This is a genomic window from Sorangium sp. KYC3313 (assembly GCF_052075895.1).
GTDB classification, from domain to species: Bacteria; Myxococcota_A; Polyangia; order Polyangiales; family Polyangiaceae; genus Sorangium; species Sorangium cellulosum_B.
Genome location: NZ_CP197255.1, coordinates 1701340 through 1722470 on the forward strand (window position 1 = coordinate 1701340; position 21131 = coordinate 1722470).

The 21131-nt window shown below is 69.5% G+C and carries 14 protein-coding genes and 1 pseudogene; 8 read left to right on the top strand and 7 right to left on the bottom strand.

Annotation, left to right across the window (positions count from 1 at the left end; genetic code table 11):
* The 4 genes and pseudogenes from ACSRUE_RS06565 to ACSRUE_RS06580 form a co-directional block, all read right to left on the bottom strand.
* Complete coding sequence (locus ACSRUE_RS06565; RefSeq protein WP_441290273.1) at positions 1-609, bottom strand: hypothetical protein; 609 nt, start codon at positions 607-609, stop codon at positions 1-3.
* A 410-nt stretch (positions 610-1019) separates the two neighbouring features.
* Positions 1020-4067, bottom strand: a pseudogene (locus ACSRUE_RS06570) (BPTD_3080 family restriction endonuclease); the annotation flags it as partial.
* A gap of 523 nt (positions 4068-4590) precedes the next feature.
* Positions 4591-5064 (bottom strand): hypothetical protein, encoded by a 474-nt coding sequence (locus ACSRUE_RS06575; RefSeq protein WP_441290274.1) that lies wholly within the window; start codon positions 5062-5064, stop codon positions 4591-4593.
* 926 nt (positions 5065-5990) lie between these two features.
* A complete protein-coding gene (locus ACSRUE_RS06580) occupies positions 5991-6836 on the bottom strand; it encodes a C-type lectin domain-containing protein (RefSeq protein ID WP_441290275.1) in 846 nt (281 codons plus the stop codon).
* 412 nt (positions 6837-7248) lie between these two features.
* Here ACSRUE_RS06580 and ACSRUE_RS06585 point away from each other — a divergent pair, with 412 nt between their 5' ends.
* Positions 7249-7785, top strand: a complete 537-nt coding sequence (locus ACSRUE_RS06585) for a hypothetical protein (protein WP_441290276.1) — start codon at positions 7249-7251, stop codon at positions 7783-7785.
* On the opposite strand, the gene ACSRUE_RS06590 is transcribed toward ACSRUE_RS06585, so the two are convergent.
* Positions 7755-10244, bottom strand: coding sequence for a protein kinase domain-containing protein (locus ACSRUE_RS06590; RefSeq protein WP_441290277.1), 2490 nt, complete (start codon positions 10242-10244; stop codon positions 7755-7757). The two genes, ACSRUE_RS06585 and ACSRUE_RS06590, sit on opposite strands and share 31 nt — an antisense overlap.
* 64 nt (positions 10245-10308) lie before the next feature.
* On the opposite strand from ACSRUE_RS06590, the gene ACSRUE_RS06595 reads away from it, so the two are divergent.
* The 3 genes from ACSRUE_RS06595 (at position 10309) to ACSRUE_RS06605 (ending at position 12976) form a co-directional block, all read left to right on the top strand.
* A complete protein-coding gene (locus tag ACSRUE_RS06595) occupies positions 10309-11223 on the top strand; it encodes an FHA domain-containing protein (RefSeq protein ID WP_437763180.1) in 915 nt (304 codons plus the stop codon).
* A gap of 360 nt (positions 11224-11583) precedes the next feature.
* A complete protein-coding gene (locus ACSRUE_RS06600; protein WP_437296207.1) occupies positions 11584-12339 on the top strand; it encodes a SirB1 family protein in 756 nt (251 codons plus the stop codon).
* 52 nt (positions 12340-12391) lie between these two features.
* The gene (locus ACSRUE_RS06605) at positions 12392-12976 is read left to right on the top strand and encodes a Uma2 family endonuclease (protein ID WP_441290278.1); all 585 of its coding nucleotides are present in this window, start codon (positions 12392-12394) and stop codon (positions 12974-12976) included.
* A 116-nt stretch (positions 12977-13092) separates the two neighbouring features.
* Here ACSRUE_RS06605 and ACSRUE_RS06610 read toward each other — a convergent pair whose 3' ends face one another.
* Positions 13093-14628, bottom strand: coding sequence for an ATP-binding protein (locus ACSRUE_RS06610; RefSeq protein WP_441290279.1), 1536 nt, complete (start codon positions 14626-14628; stop codon positions 13093-13095).
* A gap of 401 nt (positions 14629-15029) precedes the next feature.
* On the opposite strand from ACSRUE_RS06610, the gene ACSRUE_RS06615 reads away from it, so the two are divergent.
* From ACSRUE_RS06615 to ACSRUE_RS06625, 3 genes are all read left to right on the top strand, one after another.
* Complete coding sequence (locus tag ACSRUE_RS06615) at positions 15030-15887, top strand: lysostaphin resistance A-like protein (RefSeq protein ID WP_441290280.1); 858 nt, start codon at positions 15030-15032, stop codon at positions 15885-15887.
* A gap of 444 nt (positions 15888-16331) precedes the next feature.
* On the top strand, positions 16332-16622 hold the full coding sequence (locus ACSRUE_RS06620; protein ID WP_437763184.1) for an FG-GAP repeat domain-containing protein: 291 nt from the start codon (positions 16332-16334) through the stop codon (positions 16620-16622).
* Between the two features lie 398 nt (positions 16623-17020).
* A complete protein-coding gene (locus ACSRUE_RS06625) occupies positions 17021-17452 on the top strand; it encodes a hypothetical protein (RefSeq protein WP_437763185.1) in 432 nt (143 codons plus the stop codon).
* A 192-nt stretch (positions 17453-17644) separates the two neighbouring features.
* On the opposite strand, the gene ACSRUE_RS06630 is transcribed toward ACSRUE_RS06625, so the two are convergent.
* The gene (locus tag ACSRUE_RS06630) at positions 17645-18103 is read right to left on the bottom strand and encodes a hypothetical protein (protein ID WP_437763186.1); all 459 of its coding nucleotides are present in this window, start codon (positions 18101-18103) and stop codon (positions 17645-17647) included.
* Positions 18104-18494: 391 nt separating this feature from the next.
* Here ACSRUE_RS06630 and ACSRUE_RS06635 point away from each other — a divergent pair, with 391 nt between their 5' ends.
* On the top strand, positions 18495-21065 hold the full coding sequence (locus tag ACSRUE_RS06635) for a diguanylate cyclase (RefSeq protein WP_441290281.1): 2571 nt from the start codon (positions 18495-18497) through the stop codon (positions 21063-21065).
* Positions 21066-21131 lie beyond the last annotated feature (66 nt).

Below are 21131 nucleotides of genomic sequence, written 5' to 3' on the forward strand. Positions count from 1 at the left end.
TTAGGGGCACATGTTGCAGGCCACGTGGCTGACCTCGTGGTGGTCGCCCGAGTTCAGCACATGCGTTGATGCGAATGCCCATTGCAAAACGTGGGGTCGCGTTGTGCCCTTTTGGCGACTAGGTTTCGAGGTATCCATCGCATCACGCAGCTTTTTTACTCGTCCGATGATGTTGGGCCGCAGGACATACACTATGAGCAACCCGCCGAGCTCCCGGCCTGTCGTGTACCGATCGAGCAGCTGCTCCAAACCTTTCGCGTGGTTCCTCGGTCCGCGATCTATCTTAGCTTCGCCGAGTTTTCTCCTGGCGGGCACGCAGTGGTCAAAATCGATCGTGATATCGACGTGTCCATTCGAGTGTGCCTCTTGTATCACGGTGAGGCCGGGGACGGAAAGCGCCGCCGAAAGGACGGCGGTCAGTCCGACCTCGTCGAGGGGTGCGAAGTGGGTCCGATTCGACTCAAGCTTCCGCAGCGCCACATCAAGTATAGCGTTGAATGCCTGCTCGACTTCAGTGTCACTCTCCGCGGTGAGGAGATCGAGGTACTCGGGCGCCTTACGCTCGATTCGCTTGAGAAGGTCAGCAGGAGTATTACCGTCCTTCTTCATGATCCGAATACCTCCGCTCGCACCCAGCAAATGGACAGCCGCGACACGTCTCTTTCCCACTCGGCTCGCGTGGTGCGCTTTTCCCTCCACCAGTACCGCATTCCGCTGAAGACGGCCGATGCTGGAACGTCCCGGTCGTGCTCGTCGCGTACTATCATTCGCAGAGGTCCGAGCGGCCGTGCCATCACGGCAAGAACCCCAAGCACATCTTCGGGGCTGCAATCCGCTTGGTCGCTTATCGCGTCGAGATCCGTCAAGAGGAGGCCACGTTGGGGGTTGCACGCTGCTCTCCAGAGCAGGCGGCCAGTGGCTACAAGCTCAGACCTCGTTGCGAAATGCCTCGCGAGGAACGACTCGACCAACTCGTCTCTCGCAGGATCACTCTGTGGCCGCGCCGCTCCGAACCCCACGAGCATCGCATTGAAGCTCTCGTCGATCTTAGCCTTGAAGTTGAATTCAATCTCGTAAACCTGGGCGAATTCGGCGAAGGCCCACCTACCATAGGAGCCGAGGTGATTCACCCCCGGCACCCAGTACGTTACCATCGTCGCCTTCTTCTCCTTCGCGTCCTCGCCTCGGTAGCCTTTGATCTCCACGACAAGATGGAGGAGATCGCCCGGGCCGCGACCGTCGTCTACGAGAAGAAGGAAGTCTGGCCTGTAGCGGCGGCTCTGGGAGCCGTATCGGTAGGGCACCTCGAAGCCCAATCCCTGGTTCTTTACATAGGCGAGCACCTTCGGATGAGCCTCGGCCACACGACAGAACTCCCCTTCCCATTCGCTGTCTAGGACAGCCCAGTTCACGTGAGAGCGATCGGCATGGGTCTGCCAGCGGAGGGGTCTCGAGGTATTGAAGCGGACGTGGGCCGTGCTGCCCGTCGGGTTGAAGGGGTCGAGGAGCGCCTTGACCGGGCGTTCGCCGATGAAGCGCTGAGTGATGGCGCGCGTGATGCGGCTGCACGCCATGTCCGCGAGCTCCTGGTACATAAGCTGCGCTGGGTAGGTTCCACCTTTGCAAACGAGATAGCCGTCGAGCCACTGCTTGGCGATCCGCTTGAGCTGCCCGAAGAGGTGGTACTTCGTCTCCTCGCCTGGGTCGCGAAAGCTCGTCTCGACGAGGCGGCGCGTGAGGTGGAAGAGGAGGCTCGACGGGCGCATGTCGCCAAGGTGAGCGAGGTTCATGTCTGCGACCTCGCCGATGATGCCCGCGTTTCGAGTGACCGAGGGGCCGACGAGGTCCGGCGTGAGCTCGAGGACCGAGTCGGCATCGAACGTCGCCTCGAGTCGCTCCTCCGGGAGCTCGACGCGGTAGCCCTCGACGCGCGGGAATCGGATCTCACAGGCGTCGCGCTCGGGCCGGACAGCCTTGACGACGACGGTCTCGCGCGGCGGCTGCGGAGGTGCGGGAACCGGCTTGGCAGTGAAGTCGAAGGGAATGCCGAAGACGTCGGCGTACTCGACGTCGAAAAGCCCTTCGGCGTTGAGGTCGTACGACTGGCGGCGGAGGGCGCGCCCTATGACCTGCTCGCAGAGAAGTTGCGTGCCGAACGCGCGGATGCCGAGGACGTGGGTGACCGTGTTCGCATCCCATCCTTCGGTAAGCATTGACACGGAAACGACGCAGCGGACCGTCGCGCCAAGTTGACCGGGCTTGCCGACCGTGTTCATGACCTCGCGGAGCAGCTCTTGGTCGCTGATGTCGTCGGCCGCACGCGCGCCGCCGGTCCGCTCGCTGATCTCGCGGCGGAAGCGCTCGATTTCGTCGGCGGCCATCCTGCGGAAGTCGTCGTCGAGGGCGTCACCGGCCTCGAGCTGTTCACTGTCGATGAGGAGGGTGTTCGGGCGCGGAAGGGGGTCACCCGTCGTTTTGTCGAAGTTCCGGAAGAGGTCTAGGCGGCCGTTCTCGAATGTGGTCGTGCCGTTCTCGTTCTTGCGACGGAAACCGGCGACGTAGTCGTAGATGAGCTTCGAAATGGCGGTGTTCTGGCAGACGATGATGAAGCAGGGCGGGACCTGGATGCCCCGCTCTTCCCAAAGCCGGAAGGTCTTCGCGTAGTGGCCGTAGAGTGCCTCGAGCGCTGTCTGGAGGCGCGTCGGGAGCTTCAGCGGGTCGAGCTCCTCGCCCTTACCGCGGCCCTTCTTGGGCATGTCCTTGCGAATGTGCTCCCAGAGGTTCCGGAACATTGGCATTTCGTTGCCGGGGATGTTCTCGGCGACGGGCACGCGTGGGAGCTTCACGATGCCGCACTCGATCGCGTCCATCAGGGAGAAGTCGCTGACGGTCCAGGGGAAGAGGGTTCCCTCGGCGTACCCGGAGCCGCGGAGGAAGAAGGGCGTCGCTGAAAGATCGATCACGCGCGCCAGGCCGAGCTTCCGCTCGACGGCCTCGAGCCCCGAGATCCAGACGCGCGCGGCCTCGTTGTTCTTTTCGGCCTCCTTCTTCTCGTCCCCCGAGAGTTCCTCGTCTTCCTCCTCGACCCTCTCGCGGTAGCAGTGGTGCGCCTCGTCGTTGATCGCGAGGACGTTCTTCATGCTCAAGAGCTCCGGCATCACGCGCTGGAGCATCTGGCCTTCGGTCTCGAGCGTGTCGGGCGGCTCGCCCGTGCGCCCCTGGACGAGGGCGCGCGCGCCGGCGGAGATCTGACTGCGCTGGCGCCGGCGGAAGGCGTGGAAATTGGTGATGACGATCTTGGCCTGCTTCACGTCGCCGAGGAGGTCGCTCGGGACGAGGTCGCGCGTCGCGTAGTAGTTGTCGGCGTCGTTCGGGAGCAGGACGCGCAGGCGGTCCTTGATGGTCAGCCCGGGCGTGCAGACGAGAAAGCCGCGGGTGAACTGCATGCTCCCCGGGCGGCGGACGGCGTTGATCGTCTGCCACGCGATGATCATGGCCATCACGGTCGTCTTGCCGGCGCCGGTCGCAAGCTTCAGGGCGACGCGTAACAGATGCGGGTTGGCATCGCGGTTCGCGGCCTTGATGCGCTTGAGAATGCCTTTCGCCGCCGTCATTTGCGGCGCCACCTCGGTCAGCCAGATGGCGGTCTCGATGGCTTCGAGCTGGCAAAAGAACGGGCGGGCGCCAGGGAAGTCATGGTGCCGCCAGTATTGCAAGAGCCGCGCCGTCTCCGGCGTGACACCCCAACTGCTCGGGCTCGGAAGCGAGCGCCACGTCTCGACAAGCGCGCGCACCTCGTTAATCATCGAGGTCGTCTCGTACTGCTGCTTCTGGCTCGAGAGTCCGCTGCCTTCGTCGAAGATGAACTGCTCCTGCTTCGCCTTCTGCTTCTTCGGTTTCGGGATTGGCGAGAGGAACGACGCGCGGCGGCGTGATTCGATGATTCGCTGGGTGGGCTGGCCGGTCTCGTCGAGCTCCCAGTGCCGCGTGGGGCAGGCGTACGGGGAGTTGAGGATCGGGCGCGAGAAGAAGGGGTTCGTCGGATCGGGGGGCTTGCTCGGAGCCATGTGGGTCGGAAAGGAGGCGCTGGGCGGCGGGCCATGCTACCCCAGGGGGGCTTCGGTACCAAGCCCATCTTCCGCCGCACTCGTTCCTTCGCCTAGGCGGCCACCGCTCACACTTCGGCTACTTCGTCCAGACCTCGCGGCCACCTACCTCGGCTGCCGCCGGCCCGAAGGTGCCGCCCGCGAACGCGAGGGCTTCGATGGAGGGCGGCGGACGTCAAGGTGGTTGTCGCGGCGGCTTACACTCACGTTGTGAGCACGTCCTCGCCTGAAATCTTGCTGAGCTCGTCGGGTTTGCGCGGCCCGAGGCGGACAGCGCCACCGGGCGTCCGATCGCTCGCCTAGCCCAACCAGCGCTCGGGATAGCACCGCCGCGCTTGCTCGTAGGCACGCTCGCCGGCCGCGAGCAGGGCGACGTCGCGCCCGTGGTGGCGGTCGTCAGGAATAATGACGAAGTGCAGCGCGCTGTGGCGTCCGGCCGGTGTTTGACCCTGCGGAATGCGTCTCGGAGAAAGCATTGTCGGTTCTAACCTCGGGGCGGCTGAGGGAGGCGCGTACCCCCAGCCGGTTCAGCGTGACGCGTCGAACCGCGCATGGGGCCACCGATGTCGGAGCGGAACACCCGGCCCTTGGGGTCGAGCTGACTGTCGACGCACGTGATGCTGAAAAGCGCGGCGGCGTACTCAGCCGACTCGTCGTCGTGTACCGACCAAACATGATATGCCGGCTGTAGATATCGATGCTGAGTATAGGAATAGAACCAACCGTGGACGGTGGTCTTGATCCAGTTGATGCCCCAACTCCACAGCTGCTTGGGGCCGGTTGCAATGTGCTCATCGGCCTGAGTGCGCACCGGCACCAGCCGGAGTTGCTTCAGGAGATTGCACGCTTCGACGAGCTGGTGGGGTGACGGCGCCTGCTGCTCGGTGTTGCGGAGCGGGTCCACGACGGTAAGCGCCGCGGCGAGAGAGGCGACCAGCACAGCTCTGTTGAGAATCAAGCTGGTTGATGCTCTCCCGCTCGGGCTGCCTGATGGCGATCGTGAAGGTGCACGGGCCTAGGTCACGGGCGTGAAGGTCGGCCCATCGCTGGCCTGAGCGTGCCGGGGTGCTCGGACGCGTCAAGGGTTCCGTCGCAGAGCTCGGCGGTTGCGCCGCCTTTGACGCCCCCTGCGCCCCCGGCGGACGCGTCGCGCGGGCGATGGGCGGACGGAGCCTCCGGCGGGGGCTCCGAGCACCAGATGGGCGATGGCCATCGGGTACGTGAGCGAGCCATCGTCCTGCTTGAGCGAAAAGTGGCCTCCCGCCATCATCGACGGGGAGCGTCAACAGGGGGGCAGCGGCACACTGGGAGGTGTTGGATAAACGGGGGCGCCACCTCGGCGTGGCCGCCCTGGCAGGTGAAATCGACCCGGGCCAGAAGGAGCCCGGCAGAATCATCGAAGACTGATCGTGCGGCTGCGACAAATCGCGCCAGACGAGCCCGCTCAGGGGTCTTCTGGGGGCTATGAAGTCCAACAGCGGCGGGCTCGACGGTCGGTCCAAGGTTGCTCATTCGTCCGGTGCCACCGGCAGCTCAAGCAGCCGACCGATCGCCTCGTGAACGACCCGGGCCGCCACCTCGTCCCCGAGGGCGACGGCGCGGCTCAGGGTGCCGGCGAGCGAAGCGACCACGGCCGCCCGAGGCGACGGCCCGGTCACGGCGAGCTCCCCAGGCCCGAGGCTTGACGCTTGGGCCCGGGTTGGGCCCACGCCTTCCGAGGGGCTGCGATCCGTCGTCACCCCCTCCCAAAATCCCGGGGCATCCGCCGGATCGCAACGGTTCGCCGCCGCGGAATCGTCCCGCCAGGATTTGCGATCCAGCATCGCCTGGAGCGCGGGCAGCCTGGAAAACCTCCGGAGCCCCCTCCACCGCTCCTCGTCCCGGTCAGTACGTGTACGCCATCGTGCCGCTGCACGACCCGGAGCCGTGGCAGCCGACCCGGAGGATGTACGTTCCGGTCGTCGGGAGCACGTACGATAGGTTGGAGCCGGTGCCGCCGCAGGCGTCGTCATTCTTTCGGAGCTGGTCGCCCGAAGGGCCGATGAGGCGAATGAGCGTGTCACCGGACTTGGAGGCGCCCGCCACGCCGCAGGTCCCGAACGTCAGGAGCATCCCGGCGTTGAGGTTCAGCGGCACGTCCTGCGTGTTCTTGGTGGCGTCTTTCGTGTTGCTCACGTTGAAGGCGACGGTGCCGTCCTGGCCCGGCACGGAGCCGCGCTCGCAAATGAAATGCCGATCGCTCGAGCAATCGACGTCGCTCCACTGGAACGTGCCCTGCGAGTTGTCCTCCACGCAGTCCTGGCTATTGTCGTTGTTCGGCTGGCCAGGCCTCCAGTTCACATAGACAGCAGGCTCGCCGGACGCCCAGGTGAACGTCCCCTCGACCCCTCTGTCGTTGTAGCCGATCCAGAAGGGGCTCGACGCCCGGCTGGTCTCCTCGGCGGTCAGGAAGGCTTGCTCCGCGGGGCTCGAAATCGTCACCAGGTCGTAGCCGTTTTGAACGCAGTAGGAGCGCGCCGCGCTCCAGCTCATGAGGTTCGTCACGAAGAGGTAATCGTGGCCCCCGAAGGTGACGGCCTCGGCCGCCTCGGCCACGTCCTCCCCCTCGTAAAGCTCCTGCCCTTCCCCCGCGACGCAGCCGAGGGCGGCGAGCGACGCGCCCGCGGCGAGCAGGGCGATCCCAAGACCACGGGTCATCACGATCGAATTGTTCACGTTCACGGTGCTCATGGATGGACTCCTCTCGGAGCCGGCTGTCCGCCGGCCAAGCGCTCTCGGTGGAGATGCTCGCGCCGCCTCCGGACTCCGGTGTCCCAGGGCCCGCCGCGGCGCTCACAGGATGTGACCTTGCACCTCGCGAGCGGCCTTCGCTATTTCAGGCCATATCAGCCGATTTCGCGCCCATCGGGGCCTCGTGGTCTCCACCGCGTCGACGCGGATCCGGAGCTTCCCCGAGCCCGACCGACGCTCGATCACCCTCCCGCATCCTCGCGCACGGCTCCTCCTCCGCGCTCTTCACGCGGCCTTTCGCCCCTGAAATAGGGTGATATATGCTGAAATGGCCCCGGGCGTACGGACGGTCGTAAGGTGCGTCCAGGCCTCGCTCTCCGATGGGGGGGCATCGCACACCAGGAGAAGAAACATGAGCGGAGTACGATTCGTACCGATGGATGCATGGACGAAGACAGAGGCGCACACGGAGGAGATCGACGGCGGCATGCTCATCGTGCTGACCGATCGCAACGGGACGATCGCAACCATCTACCAGCCGCCCTCGAAGGCCCCCCCCACCGGCTTTTCACGCGATCGGATCTACTACCAGATCTCGGGGGCCTGGCCGACGAGCGGCTCGCTCACCGTCACAGCCACGAAGGGCGGCACCCCGACCTCGAGCGCCGACGAATTCAAGGCCGCGGCGCCCGGAAAGTTCGAGCCCAAGGACAAGCCTGTTTCGTCGGGAACGAAGAGGTTCATGTACACGAATGCGGGGAGCGTGACCTGGGGCGTCGATCTGAGCGGCATCACGGAGACCCTCTCGGAAGCGAGGGGGAACGCCGTGTGGTGGAGCGACACGGACGGCCACATCCCCTTGGATTCGACCTGCGAGCTCACGCTGAACGACAACACACCCGGAAGCTCCGGCACGAGCTACTTCAAGGCGATGGACACCCTCGGATGACATCGCGCGAGCCGGAGGCCGATGGTGAGCCGCCGGCTCGCCGGAGCATTGCCGAACCGCGCCGCGACCCTGCAAAATTCGAGCGGGCTGCTCCACGATCCGCCGCGCACCGCGCGCACCTCGTCGCCCAGCGCCGTCTCCCGCACGAGCCGACCTCGCTCGATCCGCGGACCATCCCGCCGCCAGGCGTTCTCGCACCAGTCTCGCGTGTTTCCGCCGAGCCCGCGCGCGCCGTAGGGGCTCTCGTCCACCGGATCCTCGTACACGCTCACGATGGCCGGGTTCTTCTCCACGCTCTCGACGCACCGGAGGAACTGCGCGTCCACATGATGCCCCGCGGGGCACAGCCGTCCGTCTGCGCCCCTCGCCGCCTTCTCCCGCTCGAGCTCGTCGAGGAGCCGCCAGGCTCTCCCCGTCCGCGAGGCGAACCAGCGCGCATAGGCCGCCGCGCCGAACCAGTCGACGAGCGTCACCGGCGCGTCCGGCAGGAGCGGGCGCCCGAGGTGATCGTCGCCCAGGGTGAACTCCCCGCGGCCGCCGAGCGTGAAGACCATCCGCTCTTCCCCCATCCCGAGCTGAGCGCGCGGACAGGCCGCGATGGCGTCTCCCTCGCGGCCTTGGCGCACGAGATCATTCAAGAAGGCGCGGTACTCGTCGTTCGTCACGGCGAACCGCTTCAGGATGAACGCGTCGATCCAGATCCTCTGTCCGGGCAAGCTGTCCCCGGCCTTCGGATCACCACCCAACCATGCGACGCCCGCCGGGACGACCACCTCGTCCGCGTCGAGCTCGCCCTCCGCGGGCAGCACGATCGGGGAGGCGTCGTGCTCCCCCGGGGCGCGACCGTCCCAGTGCCCGGCACGCTCGACGAGCACCGGATAAAAGACCTCCGCGTGTCCCGGCGAGCGGACGCGCAACCGGTAGCTCCCGTGCGGCAGCGGTACGCGATCGAGCGGCGTACGGCCGAGCGAGCAAAAGGGCTCGGGGACGAGGCGCCTGCCCCGCTCGACATAACGCTCGCACACCACCTCGGCCCCGGGTGGATCCGTCGCCAGCGAGACCGCGCCTTCGCCGCGGAGGACGGCCGCGTACCGCCCTCGATCGTGCGCGCGGAGCAGGGCGAGACAGCGCGCGGCGTTCGCGTCGTCGTGCGCGCGCTCCGCCTCGAAGAGCCGATCGTGATAATGGTCCGCGAGCGCCGCGTGCGCCTCGTCGAGGTCCGGATCCACGCTGAGCGCGCCATGAACCGCTTCGACGAACGAGATCTCCGCGATCTCGGCCTCCACGGAGAGGGCTTTTGCCTCGTCCTCGCAGCGCCACCCCGGCTCCTTTTTCTCGATCGGATCGAAAGGACGAATGGCCCCGAGCAAGCCATCCGCCTCCGCCTGGCGCTCCGCCGAGAGGCCCCGCAACGAAAGGAGCGAAGGCTTCTTCGCCTCCGCGGCTGCGAGCGCGCGTTTCGCCTGCTCCCTGCGCCGCGCGCCGTCGAGCCACGCGACGAGGTCCTCCGCCAGCGCACCCGCGTCAGGGGAACGCGCCTCGATCACCCGCGCCATCGCGCGCTCGCAGGCCGCCACGAGCTCGACGGGCGGCGGCGGCCCCCCCGCGGCCGCCGCGATCACGGGGATCGGCGGGCCCGCGAGGATGGCGCGAAAGGACGCCCATCCCTCGGCCGCGTACGGGGGCCTGCCGGCGAGGAGGTGATACAAGATCGCTCCGAGCGCGTACACGTCGCTCCGCGGTCCATGCCGGTGACGCTCCCCGCGCGCTTGCTCTGGAGGCATGTACGCGGGCGTGCCGAGCACATCCCCCTCGCGCGTGAGCGACGGGTCGAGGGCGCGCTCGTCGTCGACCTCCGCCGCGCCACCGCCGTCCGGCGCCTCGACGTCGAGCACACGCCGCGCGAGCCCCCAGTCCATGACGAGGACCTCGCCGAGGTCCCCGACCATCACGTTCGAAGGCTTCAGATCCCGATGAAGGATGCCCCGGCCGTGCGCGTGCGCGACGGCCTGCGCCACGCGCGCGAGCGCATCGACCGCCCTGCGGAACGCCGCGGCGCCCTGGCGAAACCCCGCGGGCGTCTTGCCCTCGTGGAGCTCCGCGAGCACGACCTCGAACGTGCGGCCACGCACCTCCTGCATCGTGTACCAGAGCCGCCCATCCGGGAGCTCGCCGCGATCGTGGACGGCCACGATCCCAGGATGCGAGAGCCCCGCGGTGATCTCGGACTCCGCGAGGAAGCGCGAGCGCCTCCGCGGCTCGTCGGCGTGCTCGAACCGCTGGATCTTCATCGAGATCGTGCGCGAGAGGAGCTTGTCGCGGACGCGGCGCACCTCGCCGAACCCACCGGCAGCGATGCGACCGAGATCGTCGTACCGCTCGGGGAAAGCGACGGGCCGCGCCGGGTCCGGCGCAGCGTGCCCCTCGGGCAGGAGCAGGGAGAGGGTCGCGTCGCTCACCGGTCCAGGAGCTTAGCCGAGGGTCCTTTTTCCGGTCACCTCGGTGCTGTAGTGTCTCGGCACCTTGGGAATCCTGGAGGAGCTCGGGACGAACCGCCGCACGACGCTGGGGCCCCGCTACCTCATCGGAAGACACGCAGCCTGCGACCTGCGCCCGCAGGATCCGCGCGTCTCCGGGGAGCACGCCATCGTGCGCTGGATCGAGGGGCGCTGGGAGCTCAAGGATCTCGGCAGCAAGAACGGCACGTTCCTCGACGGTCGGCGGCTCGGGCCCGGCGAACGAACGCCGCTCGGCCCAGGCGCCGTCGTCACGCTCGGCGGAGAGGGCGTCGGGTTCGTCCTGGTGGACGCGACCGCGCCCGTGCCCGCTGCGCGCTGCGTGAGGACGGGCGAGATCCGATCGGCCGCCGATCACGTGCTCGTCCTGCCGAGCGAGGATCGGCCGCTCGTCACGGTCTTCGAGGACAGCGCGGGCCGCTGGGTCGCAGAGCGAGAGGAAGGGACGGCCGCCGTGGAAGACCATGCGCTCTTGGTCGTAGAAGGCGAGCCGTGGCAGCTCCTGCTCCCGACCGCGATCCGCGCGACGTGGGACGCGGGCGCCGGGCTCGTGCTCGAGGCGATCGGCCTCCGTTTCTCGGTGAGCCCCGACGAAGAGCACGTGGATGTATCGGTTCTTCACGACAGCGGGGTTCTCCCGCTCGCGCCGCGGGCATACCATTACGTGCTGCTCACGCTCGCGCGGGCGCGCGCCGAGCACCGCGCGGGCTCGCCGGAGGATCGAGGCTGGGTGGATCGCGACGTGCTCTGCGGCATGCTGGGCGTCGATCAATGGAAGCTCAATGTGGACGTGTGCCGCATCCGCAAGCAGCTCGCCGAGATGGGCATTCACGGCGCCGCGAGCATCGTCGCGCGGCGACCGGGCACCGCGCAGCTCCGAATCGGCGTCGACAGGCTCGAGATCATTGCGCGCAAGCCTTGAACCGGTGCGCGGGAGCTCGAAAATCCAAGCGCGATCGGAAAATCAAGCTCACTCCAAAGAGTGACGCTGGTTCACCATATGACAGGCGATCTCAGCAGAGCCTGCGGGCGCTGGCGAGCCGCAAGGCTCCGGCAGCGAGTCCACGCGAGCGGCGCCAAGGAACAGTCCCTGGCGGAATTCTGACACACCGGAATAGGTGAAGCCGACGCCGGGGTGTGGAGCGGGGCGAAGCCCCGAGGAGACAAAGTCAAGGCTGCCCGCGCGAAGCCCCCGCGAAGCGGCGCGGAAGTCCGGCCTTCGCCGGGACTTCCGGCGGGCGGCGCTAGACCATCTCCGTCGGGTGGCGCTACGCTCGGTCCGATGGCCGCGCCGGTGAGTCTGACGCTCTTTGCGCATATCGCCGGGAGACCGGAGGACGAGCTCGACCTCGCCGAGGCGGCGCTCCTGATCGACGACGCCGCGTACCCGGGCCTCGACATCCCGCACTACCTCGGCGTGCTCGACCGGCTCGGCGGCGAGGCGCGGCGCGCTGTCGATCGCCCCCTGCGCGCCGCGGAGGCGACGCCGGGCAGCGGCCCCATCGAGCAGCTGCTCCGCTGGTTCTACGGCGACCTCGGGTTCCACGGCAACTCCGGGGACTACTACGACCCGAAGAACAGCTACCTGCACGAGGTCCTGGATCGCCGGACGGGCATCCCCATCACGCTGGCCGTCGTCCTCCTCGAGGTGTGCTGGCGCGCGGGCCTCGAGGCCCAGGGCGTCTCGTTCCCGGGCCATTTCCTCGTGAGGACGCCGGTCCGCGGCGGCGTGCTGCTCATCGACCCGTTCGAGGGCCGCCTGCTCGGCCGGGACGACCTGCGCGCGCTGCACACCCGCGCCACGGGCGCCACGCGCGATCCGGAGCCGCGGCTGCTCGTGCCCGCCCAGAAGCGGCAGATCCTTGTGCGCATGCTGAACAACCTGCGGTCGATCTACTCGAGCCGCTCGGACGCGTCGCGGCTGCGCAGCGTTCTCGAGCGGATGCAGGTGCTCGCGCCGACCGACGAGCTCCGGAAGGAGCTCGATCAGCTCGGCGGCGAGCGGCCGTGGCCGTCCGCGGGGCGCGAGGTGAACTGACGCGGCCCGATCGCCGCTCGCGCGCCGCGCGCGATCGGATACGCTCGTCGGCATGGGTCAACCCGCCACGACCCCCCCGACCTTCGAGGAGCTCTACCAGAGCATCCGCGCCCTGCCCGAGCACCTGACGGGCGAGATCCTGGAGCCCGGCGTCCTCCGCACGATGTCGCGGCCCGGGAAGCGCCACCGCCGCGCGGCCAGGCTCTGCCTGCACGGCCTCGTCCCGTTCGACGCGAACGTCGGCGGCGTCGGCTGGTGGATCGAGCCCGAGACGGAGATCCGTTTCCCCGGCGGCCGGCTCGCCGTGCCTGACCTGTGCGGCTTCCGGGTCGAGCGGGTGCCCGAGCTGCCGGACGAGAACCCGCTGACGATCCTTCCCGACTGGTGCTGCGAGGTCCTGTCGCCGCGGACCGCCCGCGACGACGTGGCGGTGAAGCTGCCGCTCTACGCGCGCTCCGGCGTCGGCTGGAGCTGGATCGTGGACCCGATGCGCCGGCTGGTCGAGGTCTTCGAGACGGTCGGTGGGAGGCCGGCGCTCACGGCGACCGCGCAGGACGACGAGCGCGTCGTGCTACCGCCTTTCAACGGAGAGCTCGCGGTCGCCTCGTGGTGGATTCCGGGCGCCGTCGAGGAGTAGAGCGCTCCCGCCCAGGGCAGGGCGGGGGCTCGCCGCCAGACGGGGAAAGCGAGGGCCGCTGCCGATCGCTCCGGTCGTGTGGAATCGCACGTGGGATCGCGCGTTGCGCCCTCCCATCACCCATGCCTGTCGGCCGCCCCCGGCAGCAGCACCACGAACCGCGCCCCGCCTTCCGTGCCTCGCTCGACCCCGATCGTCCCGCCGGCCGCCTCCACGAGCCCCCGGCACACAGCGAGCCCGAGCCCCGTCCCCTCGCCGACCTCCTTGGTCGTGATGAACGGCTCGAACAGCGTCTCTCGGACCGCCTCCGCGATCCCCGGCCCGTTGTCCTCGACCTCGATCCGCGCGCCCCCGCCCGCGCCCCGCGACGCGCGCACCGCCACGCGCCCCCCGACGCGCGGCGCCGCGTCGGCCGCGTTCAGGAGCAGGTTCAGGAGCACCTGGACGAGCTGCCCGTGCGCGAGCGGCACGGCCGGCACGTCGGGCGCGACGTCCCGCTCGAGCTCGATCGCGCGGAACGCCTTCTGCGGCGTGACGAGCGAGACGACGTCGCCGATCGCCTCCGCGACCGACCCCGAGGAGAGGTGCCCTGCCTCTCCATCGTCGCTGGCCTCGGCCGCGCCCCGCGCCGCGGGCCGGGCGAAGTCGAGCAGGTCGCGCAGGATCTTGTGGATCCGCTCCGTCTCCCGCTTCATCCGCTCGACGAAGTCGCGCTCCTCGGCCGGCGTGAGGCCGCCGGCGAGCAGCAGATCCTGCAGGCCGAGGATCGCCGCGAGCGGGTTGCCGATCTCGTGCGCGAGCCCCGCCGCCAGGCGCCCCACGGACGCGAGCCGCTCCGAGCGGACCAGCCGCTCCTGCGCGCTCTTCAGGTCCGCCGCGTAGCGCTCGACCTCGGCGATCTTCGCCCGCAGCGACTCCTCGTCGGCGCGGAGGCGGCCCGTCATCAGCGCGAGGCTCGCGCCGAGCTCCGCCAGCTCCCGCGCGCCGGCCCGCGGCACTTCGAGGTCGCGCGCCCCGCCGGCCACGCGGCGCGCGGCCTCCGACACCGCGTCGATCGGCCGCACCACGAGGTGCGTCATGGAGATGTACGCGAACACGAGCAGCGCCAGCGCCACGATGCCCGTGTAGAGCGCCACGATCCGCACGAGCGGCGCGGCGGCCACCGTCGACGGGTCGGTCGGCACCAGCACGGCCACGGAGCCCGTCGACGCCGCGGGGGCCGGCTCCGCGAGGGACGCCGCCTCGCGCGCGGGCTCCGGGACGACCACCAGGAGCGCATCGCCGCGCGCCGTCCGCACCGTCTTCAGCACCTCCGTGCCGGCCTCCACCGAGGCGGGCAGCGCCGCCGCGATCTCCGGCTCCCCGGCGCGGCCCGAGAGCGCCCCGGCCGCGTCGTAGACGCCGATCGCCGACGCCCCGTCCGGGCCGAGCTGCGCCTCGAGCAGGAGCGAGAGCTCCGGGGCGGAGCGGGTCGTCCGCGCGGCGGCCACGTGCCCGGCGATGGCGCGGCCGATCGCGCGGGCGCTCGACGCGCGCGCGCCGCTCATCGTGGCCCGCGTGAGGCTGGCCACGGCGAAGAAGAGCGGCAGGAACGCCAGGAGGAGCAGCGCGCCGAGCGCGAACAAGAGCTGAAGCCGGATCCCGAGCCGCACGGTGTGGTCTGCCCCCTGTCGTACCGTCCTCGCCCAGCTCGGCGCCCGCTCATCCGTGGCATCGCGCCGGGCTCGGAGGAACGACCTCTCTGATAGCGGCATGCGCGCCCATGGCAAAGCTCGCGAGGCTCGCGAGGTTCGCAAGGCTCGCGAGGTTCGCAAGGCTCGCGAGGTTCCGACCGACGGCTGGGCCTGGCGTCCGCCGCGCTGGCCTGGTACCCGCCGCGCCGAGCTGGTACCCGCCACGCCGAGCTGGTGCCCGCCGCGGGAACCAGACGCGAACCACGTAAACAGCGAGAACCAACGTGAACCACGCTGGCTGTTACAACGGCGAACCTCTTACGCGCTTGATCGCTCGCCCAGAGTCGTGACATCATGGATGGTTCAATGGGGATAGTCTTATGAGCTTGCTCGAATCCTCCTCCGACGTGATCGACCCACACCATGTTCCTTTCCTCGCTGACTCCGCCGCCCGCGACGCGCGCCCGTCGACCGGCCGGCGCGACCGCTCGACCGAGCGCGCCGGGCTGGCTGCGGCGAGCGACGCCGATCACGGCCTGCTCCGCCTCGAGATCGAGCTCCTCCGCCGCGGCGCTCGGGACGCCCTGGAGCTGCGCCGGGAGCTCGCGGCGTTCTTCTTCGTCGTCATCGCCCTCTTCGGCGTCGCGCAGCTCGTCCGGGATCTCATCCGCGCCGATCTGCCGCCGCTGCTCCAGATGGGCTATTCGTGGGGTCTCCTGCTGCTGCTCCTCGTGCCGATCGGGTGGTTCGTCCGGCGGCAGCCGCTGCCGCTCGCGCGGCTCGGCGTGACGCTCTCGGGCGCGCGGCATAGCCTCCGCGAAGCGCTCGTCATCGCCGCCATGGCCTTCGCCGCGTGCCTCGCGCTCCGCGCGGGGCCGGCCCTGCGGGGCGAGCCGTGGCTCGACTGGGGCTCGGTCGCGGGGTATTCGCGCCTCGAGTTCGCGATCTTCCTCGCGAGTTATGGGCCGCACTGCCTGCTCCAGGAGTTCATCGCGCGCGGCGTGATCCAGACCTCGCTCGAGCGGCTCCTGCCCGACGCCGGGCGCCTCGCGCCCATCGTCGTCACCTCGGTGCTCTTCGGCGTGTTCCACCTGTATGTCTCGCTGGCCTTCGCGGTCATCACCTTCGCCGCGAGCGTCCTCTTCGGCCTCTTTTACGCGCGCCACCGCACCCTCGTCGGCGTCACCGCCGTCCATCTCACGGTCGGCCTCGCCAGCGTCGCCGCTGGCCTCAACTGACGCTCTCCGCGACAGGCAAGCACGTGCGCAGGTTCCTCCCAGGTGTACGTCCCCGGTAGAGCCATCCTCGATGCAAGAAGCGGGGAGTGGCCTGGTGAGGCACCATGTGGTGACCACGCCGAGATCGGGCGCACACCGTGGTCTCGATGGCCTTGCGCTTGCTATCGGCCCGCGCACGTGCTCGGCGTGCTCAGGGTCGCGGACCGGATCGGATCTCCCGCGCCGGCGTTTGCGCCCGCGCCCGAGCCGCAAGCGAGGCGAGTGTGAGGAGGTCTGCGGCTACAGGGGCTGCGCTGTGCGCGATCGCTGCAGTTCACCTCATGCCGGCCTGCCTGCACGCCGGGCATCGAGCCGGACCACGACCGCTGGTCCGCCGAGCCGGCGGCGTCGTCCCTGGGGCGCGCGGCGCAGCGGGCGAGCGGGGTTGAGTGGAAGACCGTTCGTATGAATGACTTCAGCCGCGACGAGATGGTGGATGTGCTCTGGGAGCATCCCGAGAAGAGCCTGGCGGCGATCTGGCTGATGGAGGGGACCCAGCTTGTCGCGCCGGGGCCGGTCATCCCCGGGCTCGGCCGCGGCTTTCACGTCGTCACCGCGCGGGACTACAACGCCGACGGCATGGCGGACGTGCTCTGGTACGCCACAGGAACGAACCAGGCGGCGGTCTGGTTGATGAACGGCACTCAGCTGCTCGCGCCGGGGCCGGTGTTTCTGGGGCCCTACGACGGCGGGTGACTGGGCACCGTCCCACGTCCTCTGTGCTGTGTCCGTGCCGGCGGCGCCGAGGCAGAGAGGAGGCGGAGGAGCGCCGAACACAGCCGAGGTTGGGGAACAATTTCGGGCACTTGCGTCCGCGCCCGGCCGTCCTCCGCGACGATCCCTCCGGAGCGCGCAGAAACGGTGGATACAGCGTGGCTGTCCAGGAGGCGCGGGGCGCGCACGAGATTCTTGTCGCCTCGCGTCAGCGCCATGATTTGTCATTGACAGCCGCGAATCGCTTTGCTCTTCATTTGAATGCTGCCCTTCTGAGCCGACCGGGACGTACATGACCGCCGCATGCTCCGCGACCGCCCTCTCGTACGCGTCCATCCGCGTTTCGGTCCAGCGTGGCGTCCGTCGGGACGGAGGCGGCCTTGGCGCGCGGGATTGAGCTGGATCGTTCGCGCTATCCGCTGGTCGTGATGCGGGCCGGCGAGCACTACACCCAGGACGAGTGGGACGTGCTGATGAGGGGCATGATCCAGCTCATCGTCTCGGGGCCGTTCGGCCTGATCAACGACACGCGCGGCAGCAGCATGCCGAACGCGGTGCAGCGGCGAGCCGTCGCGCAGATGTACGTCGACTACGAGAAGCAGGCGCGCGCGCACCTGCTCGCGTCCGGCATCGTGGGCGATTCCAGCCTGGTGAACGGCATCCTGACCGCGCTCAACTGGCTGAAGCCGCCGCCGCATCCCGTCAGGGTCTTCTCGTCGATGACCGACGCGGAGCGCTGGGTGCTCCAGCATTTCAACGTCGAGCTCCGCCGGCAGGCCCAGGCGCCGAGCGTCGAGCACAGGGTCGGCTGACCCGCGCGCCGGATCGCCGGCGCGCCGGTCGGGATCGACGCAAGCGGAGTTACAACACGGACGTCACCCTGACCGACGACCTCACCCCGGAGACGTTCCTCCGCAATCGGTCGGGTCGATGAGCGTCGCCGGGCTGTTGTGAGCGCAGCCGCGGCGATGCCTCGCCTGGTTGAACCACGCCTGCCAGGCCCATCATGAGGAGGCCGCAGGTCTGAGCACCATGCCGAGCGACTTCATCTTCTTCAGGTACGCGAGAGATCTCATCTCGGGGCAATTCAAAACAGCCTCCTGAAACACCAGCGGCGGACAGTAGTCATGAGCATCAATATAGTGGGCGATCAAGCTCGGAGCGACATACACACAATGATCCGCTGGAATGAACAGATTATTCGCTCCGACACGGATCGCCGTATCCTCGAACCAAAGCTCGGCGGATCCACCGGTGAACCGGCAATAGGAGCACCTGTGGAAACCCGCGAGCGCAACGGGCTGCCATGGGTTGGAAAGCAGACGCACGAGGGCTTCGAAGAACCGCTTCGATACCGAGCCTGTCGCGAACGGATGGCTCGGCTCGTGCCACCCGACCGCCAGCAAAATTTCCTGCCAACGATCGAAGTAATCACACGGGCTCAGATCTGGATAATAAGCCACGGCTCCTCCACGTTCAGCCGCCCCGAAGGGCGGCATGATGCGCTGTACGATGGTTCCGTTCGGGATATTGGCTCGAATGTGGAGCCAAGGCCATGCAGCACCTCGACCTGACGCCATGAGTCCCGGGAGGAGCGTGCCGCCGCGCTGCCGGCTCGCCTCGCATCTCCTCGCTCATCCACACGTCGAGCCGCGTACCCACCGTCAAGCCTCGTTGCCCCACCTCAGCGCGCGCGTCCGAGCCTGGCTCCTCGACCCCTCCTCAGACTGGCCACGACTGCAGGTCACACCTTCGCCCCCGCTCTCCCCCCTTTCCCCCACTGTTCGGCCTTCTCTCTCCGCCGGCAGAGAACTGGGCCCGGGGGATCGACCTCTGGTACCGGCATCCGAGCCGATGGCCAACCTGGTGCTCGCCGTGCTCACCGCCCGCCGTACCGCGCGCAACGCGGCGCCGCTCGCCTGCGCGCTGGCCCTCGGGGCGCTCGTGGTCCTCGACGCGGCCGCGCCGCTCCCGCCGCTCGCTGCCGCGACCGCGCTGGTCGTGCTGCTCGTGGCGCTCGTCCAGCGGGCGCGGCGGCGCGCCGCCGCCATCGAGGCGAGCGCCCTGCTCGACCTCGAGGTCGGCGCCCTGCTCCTCGTCGCCACGTTCGCCGCCGTCCTCCGCCTCGACGGCTCGCTCGACGGCGACGCCCAGGCCGCCCTCTACGTCGTCATCGCCCTCGTGAGCGCGTTCGCCCGCCCAGGGGCGTCGCTCCTCGTCGCGATCGCCGCCGCCGCCCTCGAGATCGCCGTCCGCTCGGCCGCGGCCCGGCGCGGCGCGCTGCCCTTGCTCGACGCCGCGCGCGCCGCCGCGCCGCACATCGGCTTCATGGCGGTCTTCTCGCTGCTGAACGCCACCATCCTCCGCGCGGAGCTCGGCCGCGTCAGGAAGGCCTCCCACACCCGCCTCCAGGCCGAGATCGAGCGGCTCCGCGACGACGCGCGCAGCTACCGCCTGCTCTCGGCCCCGGCCCAGGCGCGCGGCGCGGGCGCGTGCCAGAAGGGCGACGACGAGCGGCTCGCCCGCTCCGGCGTCGAGGAGATCCACCAGTCGGTGCTCTTCGCCCTGCGCCTCCTGCGCGAATCGCTCGACCTCTACACCGCCGTGCTCCTCTGGCAGAACGACGCCGGCACGCACCTGCGCATCAGCGAGCTCGCGAGCGACGCGCCGAACCTCTCCGAGGGCCCGTTCCTCTCCGGCGACGGCGTCTTCGGCGCGGCGATCACCCAGCGCGCGCCGGTCGTCCTCGGGGGCCTCAAGCCCGGCTACAAGCTCCCCTACTACGTCGGCCCCTCCCCGGTGCGCGCCGTGTGCGCGCTGCCGGTGTTCGAGCACGGCCAGCTCCGCGGCGTGCTCGTCGTCGATCGCGTCGAGGAGCGGCCGTTCTCGCCGCGCGAGCTCGAGCTCATCGACGAGGCGTGCCGCTACGCGGTGCGGGCCATCCAGAACGAGCGCGTCTTCGTCCAGCTCGAGCGCGCGAAGATCGAGCAGGGCAAGCTCTACCGCGCCGCCGAGGGGCTCGGCGCCGCCACGACCGAGGCCGGCGTCATCGAGGCCGGCGTCACGAGCGCCCGCGAGATCACGTCCGTCGATTTCGCGGCCGTCACGCTGTACGACGAGGCGCAGAAGGTCCACGAGATCCGCGCCGTCAGCGGCGACGGGGTCGCCGAGCTCACCGGGCAGCGCTTCCGCCACAACGCGGGGCTCGTCTCGATGGTGCTGCAGAACCGGCACCCGCTGCCGTACCGCGGCGAGTACGACGAGAAGCGGCAGGTCGTCTTCACCCGCCGCGTCACGCCGCCGTCGATGCCGTCGATCATCGTGCTCCCGCTCGTCGTGCACGACCGGCCGCTCGGCACGCTGGTGCTCGGCTCGCGGCGGCGCGCGGCCTTCACCGACTCGGTGCGCAGCACGCTCGAGGTGCTCGCCAGCCACATGGCCGTGTCGCTCTCGAACGCGCGCATGGTGCGGCGCCTCGAGGAGCTCGCGACGATGGACGGGCTCACCGGGCTGCTCAACAAGCGCGCGATGCTCGAGGTGGCGGACCAGAAGATCACGGCGGCGCGGCGGTTCTCGCGGCGGCTCTCGGTGCTCGTCACGGACATCGACCACTTCAAGAAGGTGAACGACACGTACGGCCACGACGTGGGCGACGTGATCATCAAGGGGCTCGGCGACGTCCTCCGGCGCGCGAAGCGGACGACCGACGCGGTCGCGCGCTTCGGCGGGGAGGAGTTCGTCGTGATCTGCGAGGAGACGGACGCGCGCGGCGCGATGCTGCTCGCGGAGCGCGTGCGCGAGGAGCTCGGCCGGACGACGTTCCACGCGGCCGGGAGCAACGGGCCGGTGCAGTGCCAGGTGACCTGCTCGATCGGGATCGCCACCTACCCCGAGGCGGGCAGCACGTGGGAGGAGCTCTTCAAGGCCGCAGACGAGTCGCTCTACGTGTCGAAGCGGTCGGGCCGGAACCGCTCCACGGCGTGGTCGCCGGCGGTGCGCTCGAACAGCGCGCATCCGCCCGCGGCGGAGGCGAGCGCTCCGGCGAAGCAGGCGGCGGAGGCGGCCGCCACGGCGAAGCAGGCGGCGGAGGCGGCCGCCACGGCGAGGCACGCGGCAGAGGCGGCCGCCGCGGCGAGGCACGCGGCGCCCGCGACGGCGCGGCCCGCGGCGGCCGCCGCGGCGGCCAGGGCTGCGGCGGCGAAGCCCGCGGCAGGGGCGCCCGCGCCGCAGCGCAGGCCGGCCGTGACGGGCGGCGGAGGCGGCGTCCCGGCGGCCCCGGGACAGGACGGCGCGCCGTCCGCCGGGAAGCGCGCCGCAGCCGCCGCGCAGGCGCCGGGGAAGGCGCCCGGCGAGGCCGAGCCCCGGAGCAAGCCGAGGCGCCCGCCGGACGTCGATCCCACGAGCAAGCCGAAGACGGCCGCCTGAGGTCTGCGCGCCGCTTGCGGCGCAGGCGCGGCGGGAACATAAGCCTCCTCGGCGAAGGCAAAAGCC

Bases quoted from the DNA above. Each gene is read 5' to 3' on its own strand.
- ACSRUE_RS06620 (WP_437763184.1), top strand. From the start codon at position 16,332: ATGAATGACTTCAGCCGCGACGAGATGGTGGATGTGCTCTGGGAGCAT.
- ACSRUE_RS06615 (WP_441290280.1), top strand. From the start codon at position 15,030: ATGAGCTTGCTCGAATCCTCCTCCGACGTGATCGACCCACACCATGTT.
- ACSRUE_RS06585 (WP_441290276.1), top strand. From the start codon at position 7,249: ATGAGCGGAGTACGATTCGTACCGATGGATGCATGGACGAAGACAGAG.
- ACSRUE_RS06580 (WP_441290275.1), bottom strand. From the start codon at position 6,836: ATGAGCACCGTGAACGTGAACAATTCGATCGTGATGACCCGTGGTCTT.
- ACSRUE_RS06565 (WP_441290273.1), bottom strand. From the start codon at position 609: ATGAAGAAGGACGGTAATACTCCTGCTGACCTTCTCAAGCGAATCGAG.
- ACSRUE_RS06635 (WP_441290281.1), top strand. From the start codon at position 18,495: ATGGCCAACCTGGTGCTCGCCGTGCTCACCGCCCGCCGTACCGCGCGC.
- ACSRUE_RS06605 (WP_441290278.1), top strand. From the start codon at position 12,392: ATGGGTCAACCCGCCACGACCCCCCCGACCTTCGAGGAGCTCTACCAG.
- ACSRUE_RS06600 (WP_437296207.1), top strand. From the start codon at position 11,584: ATGGCCGCGCCGGTGAGTCTGACGCTCTTTGCGCATATCGCCGGGAGA.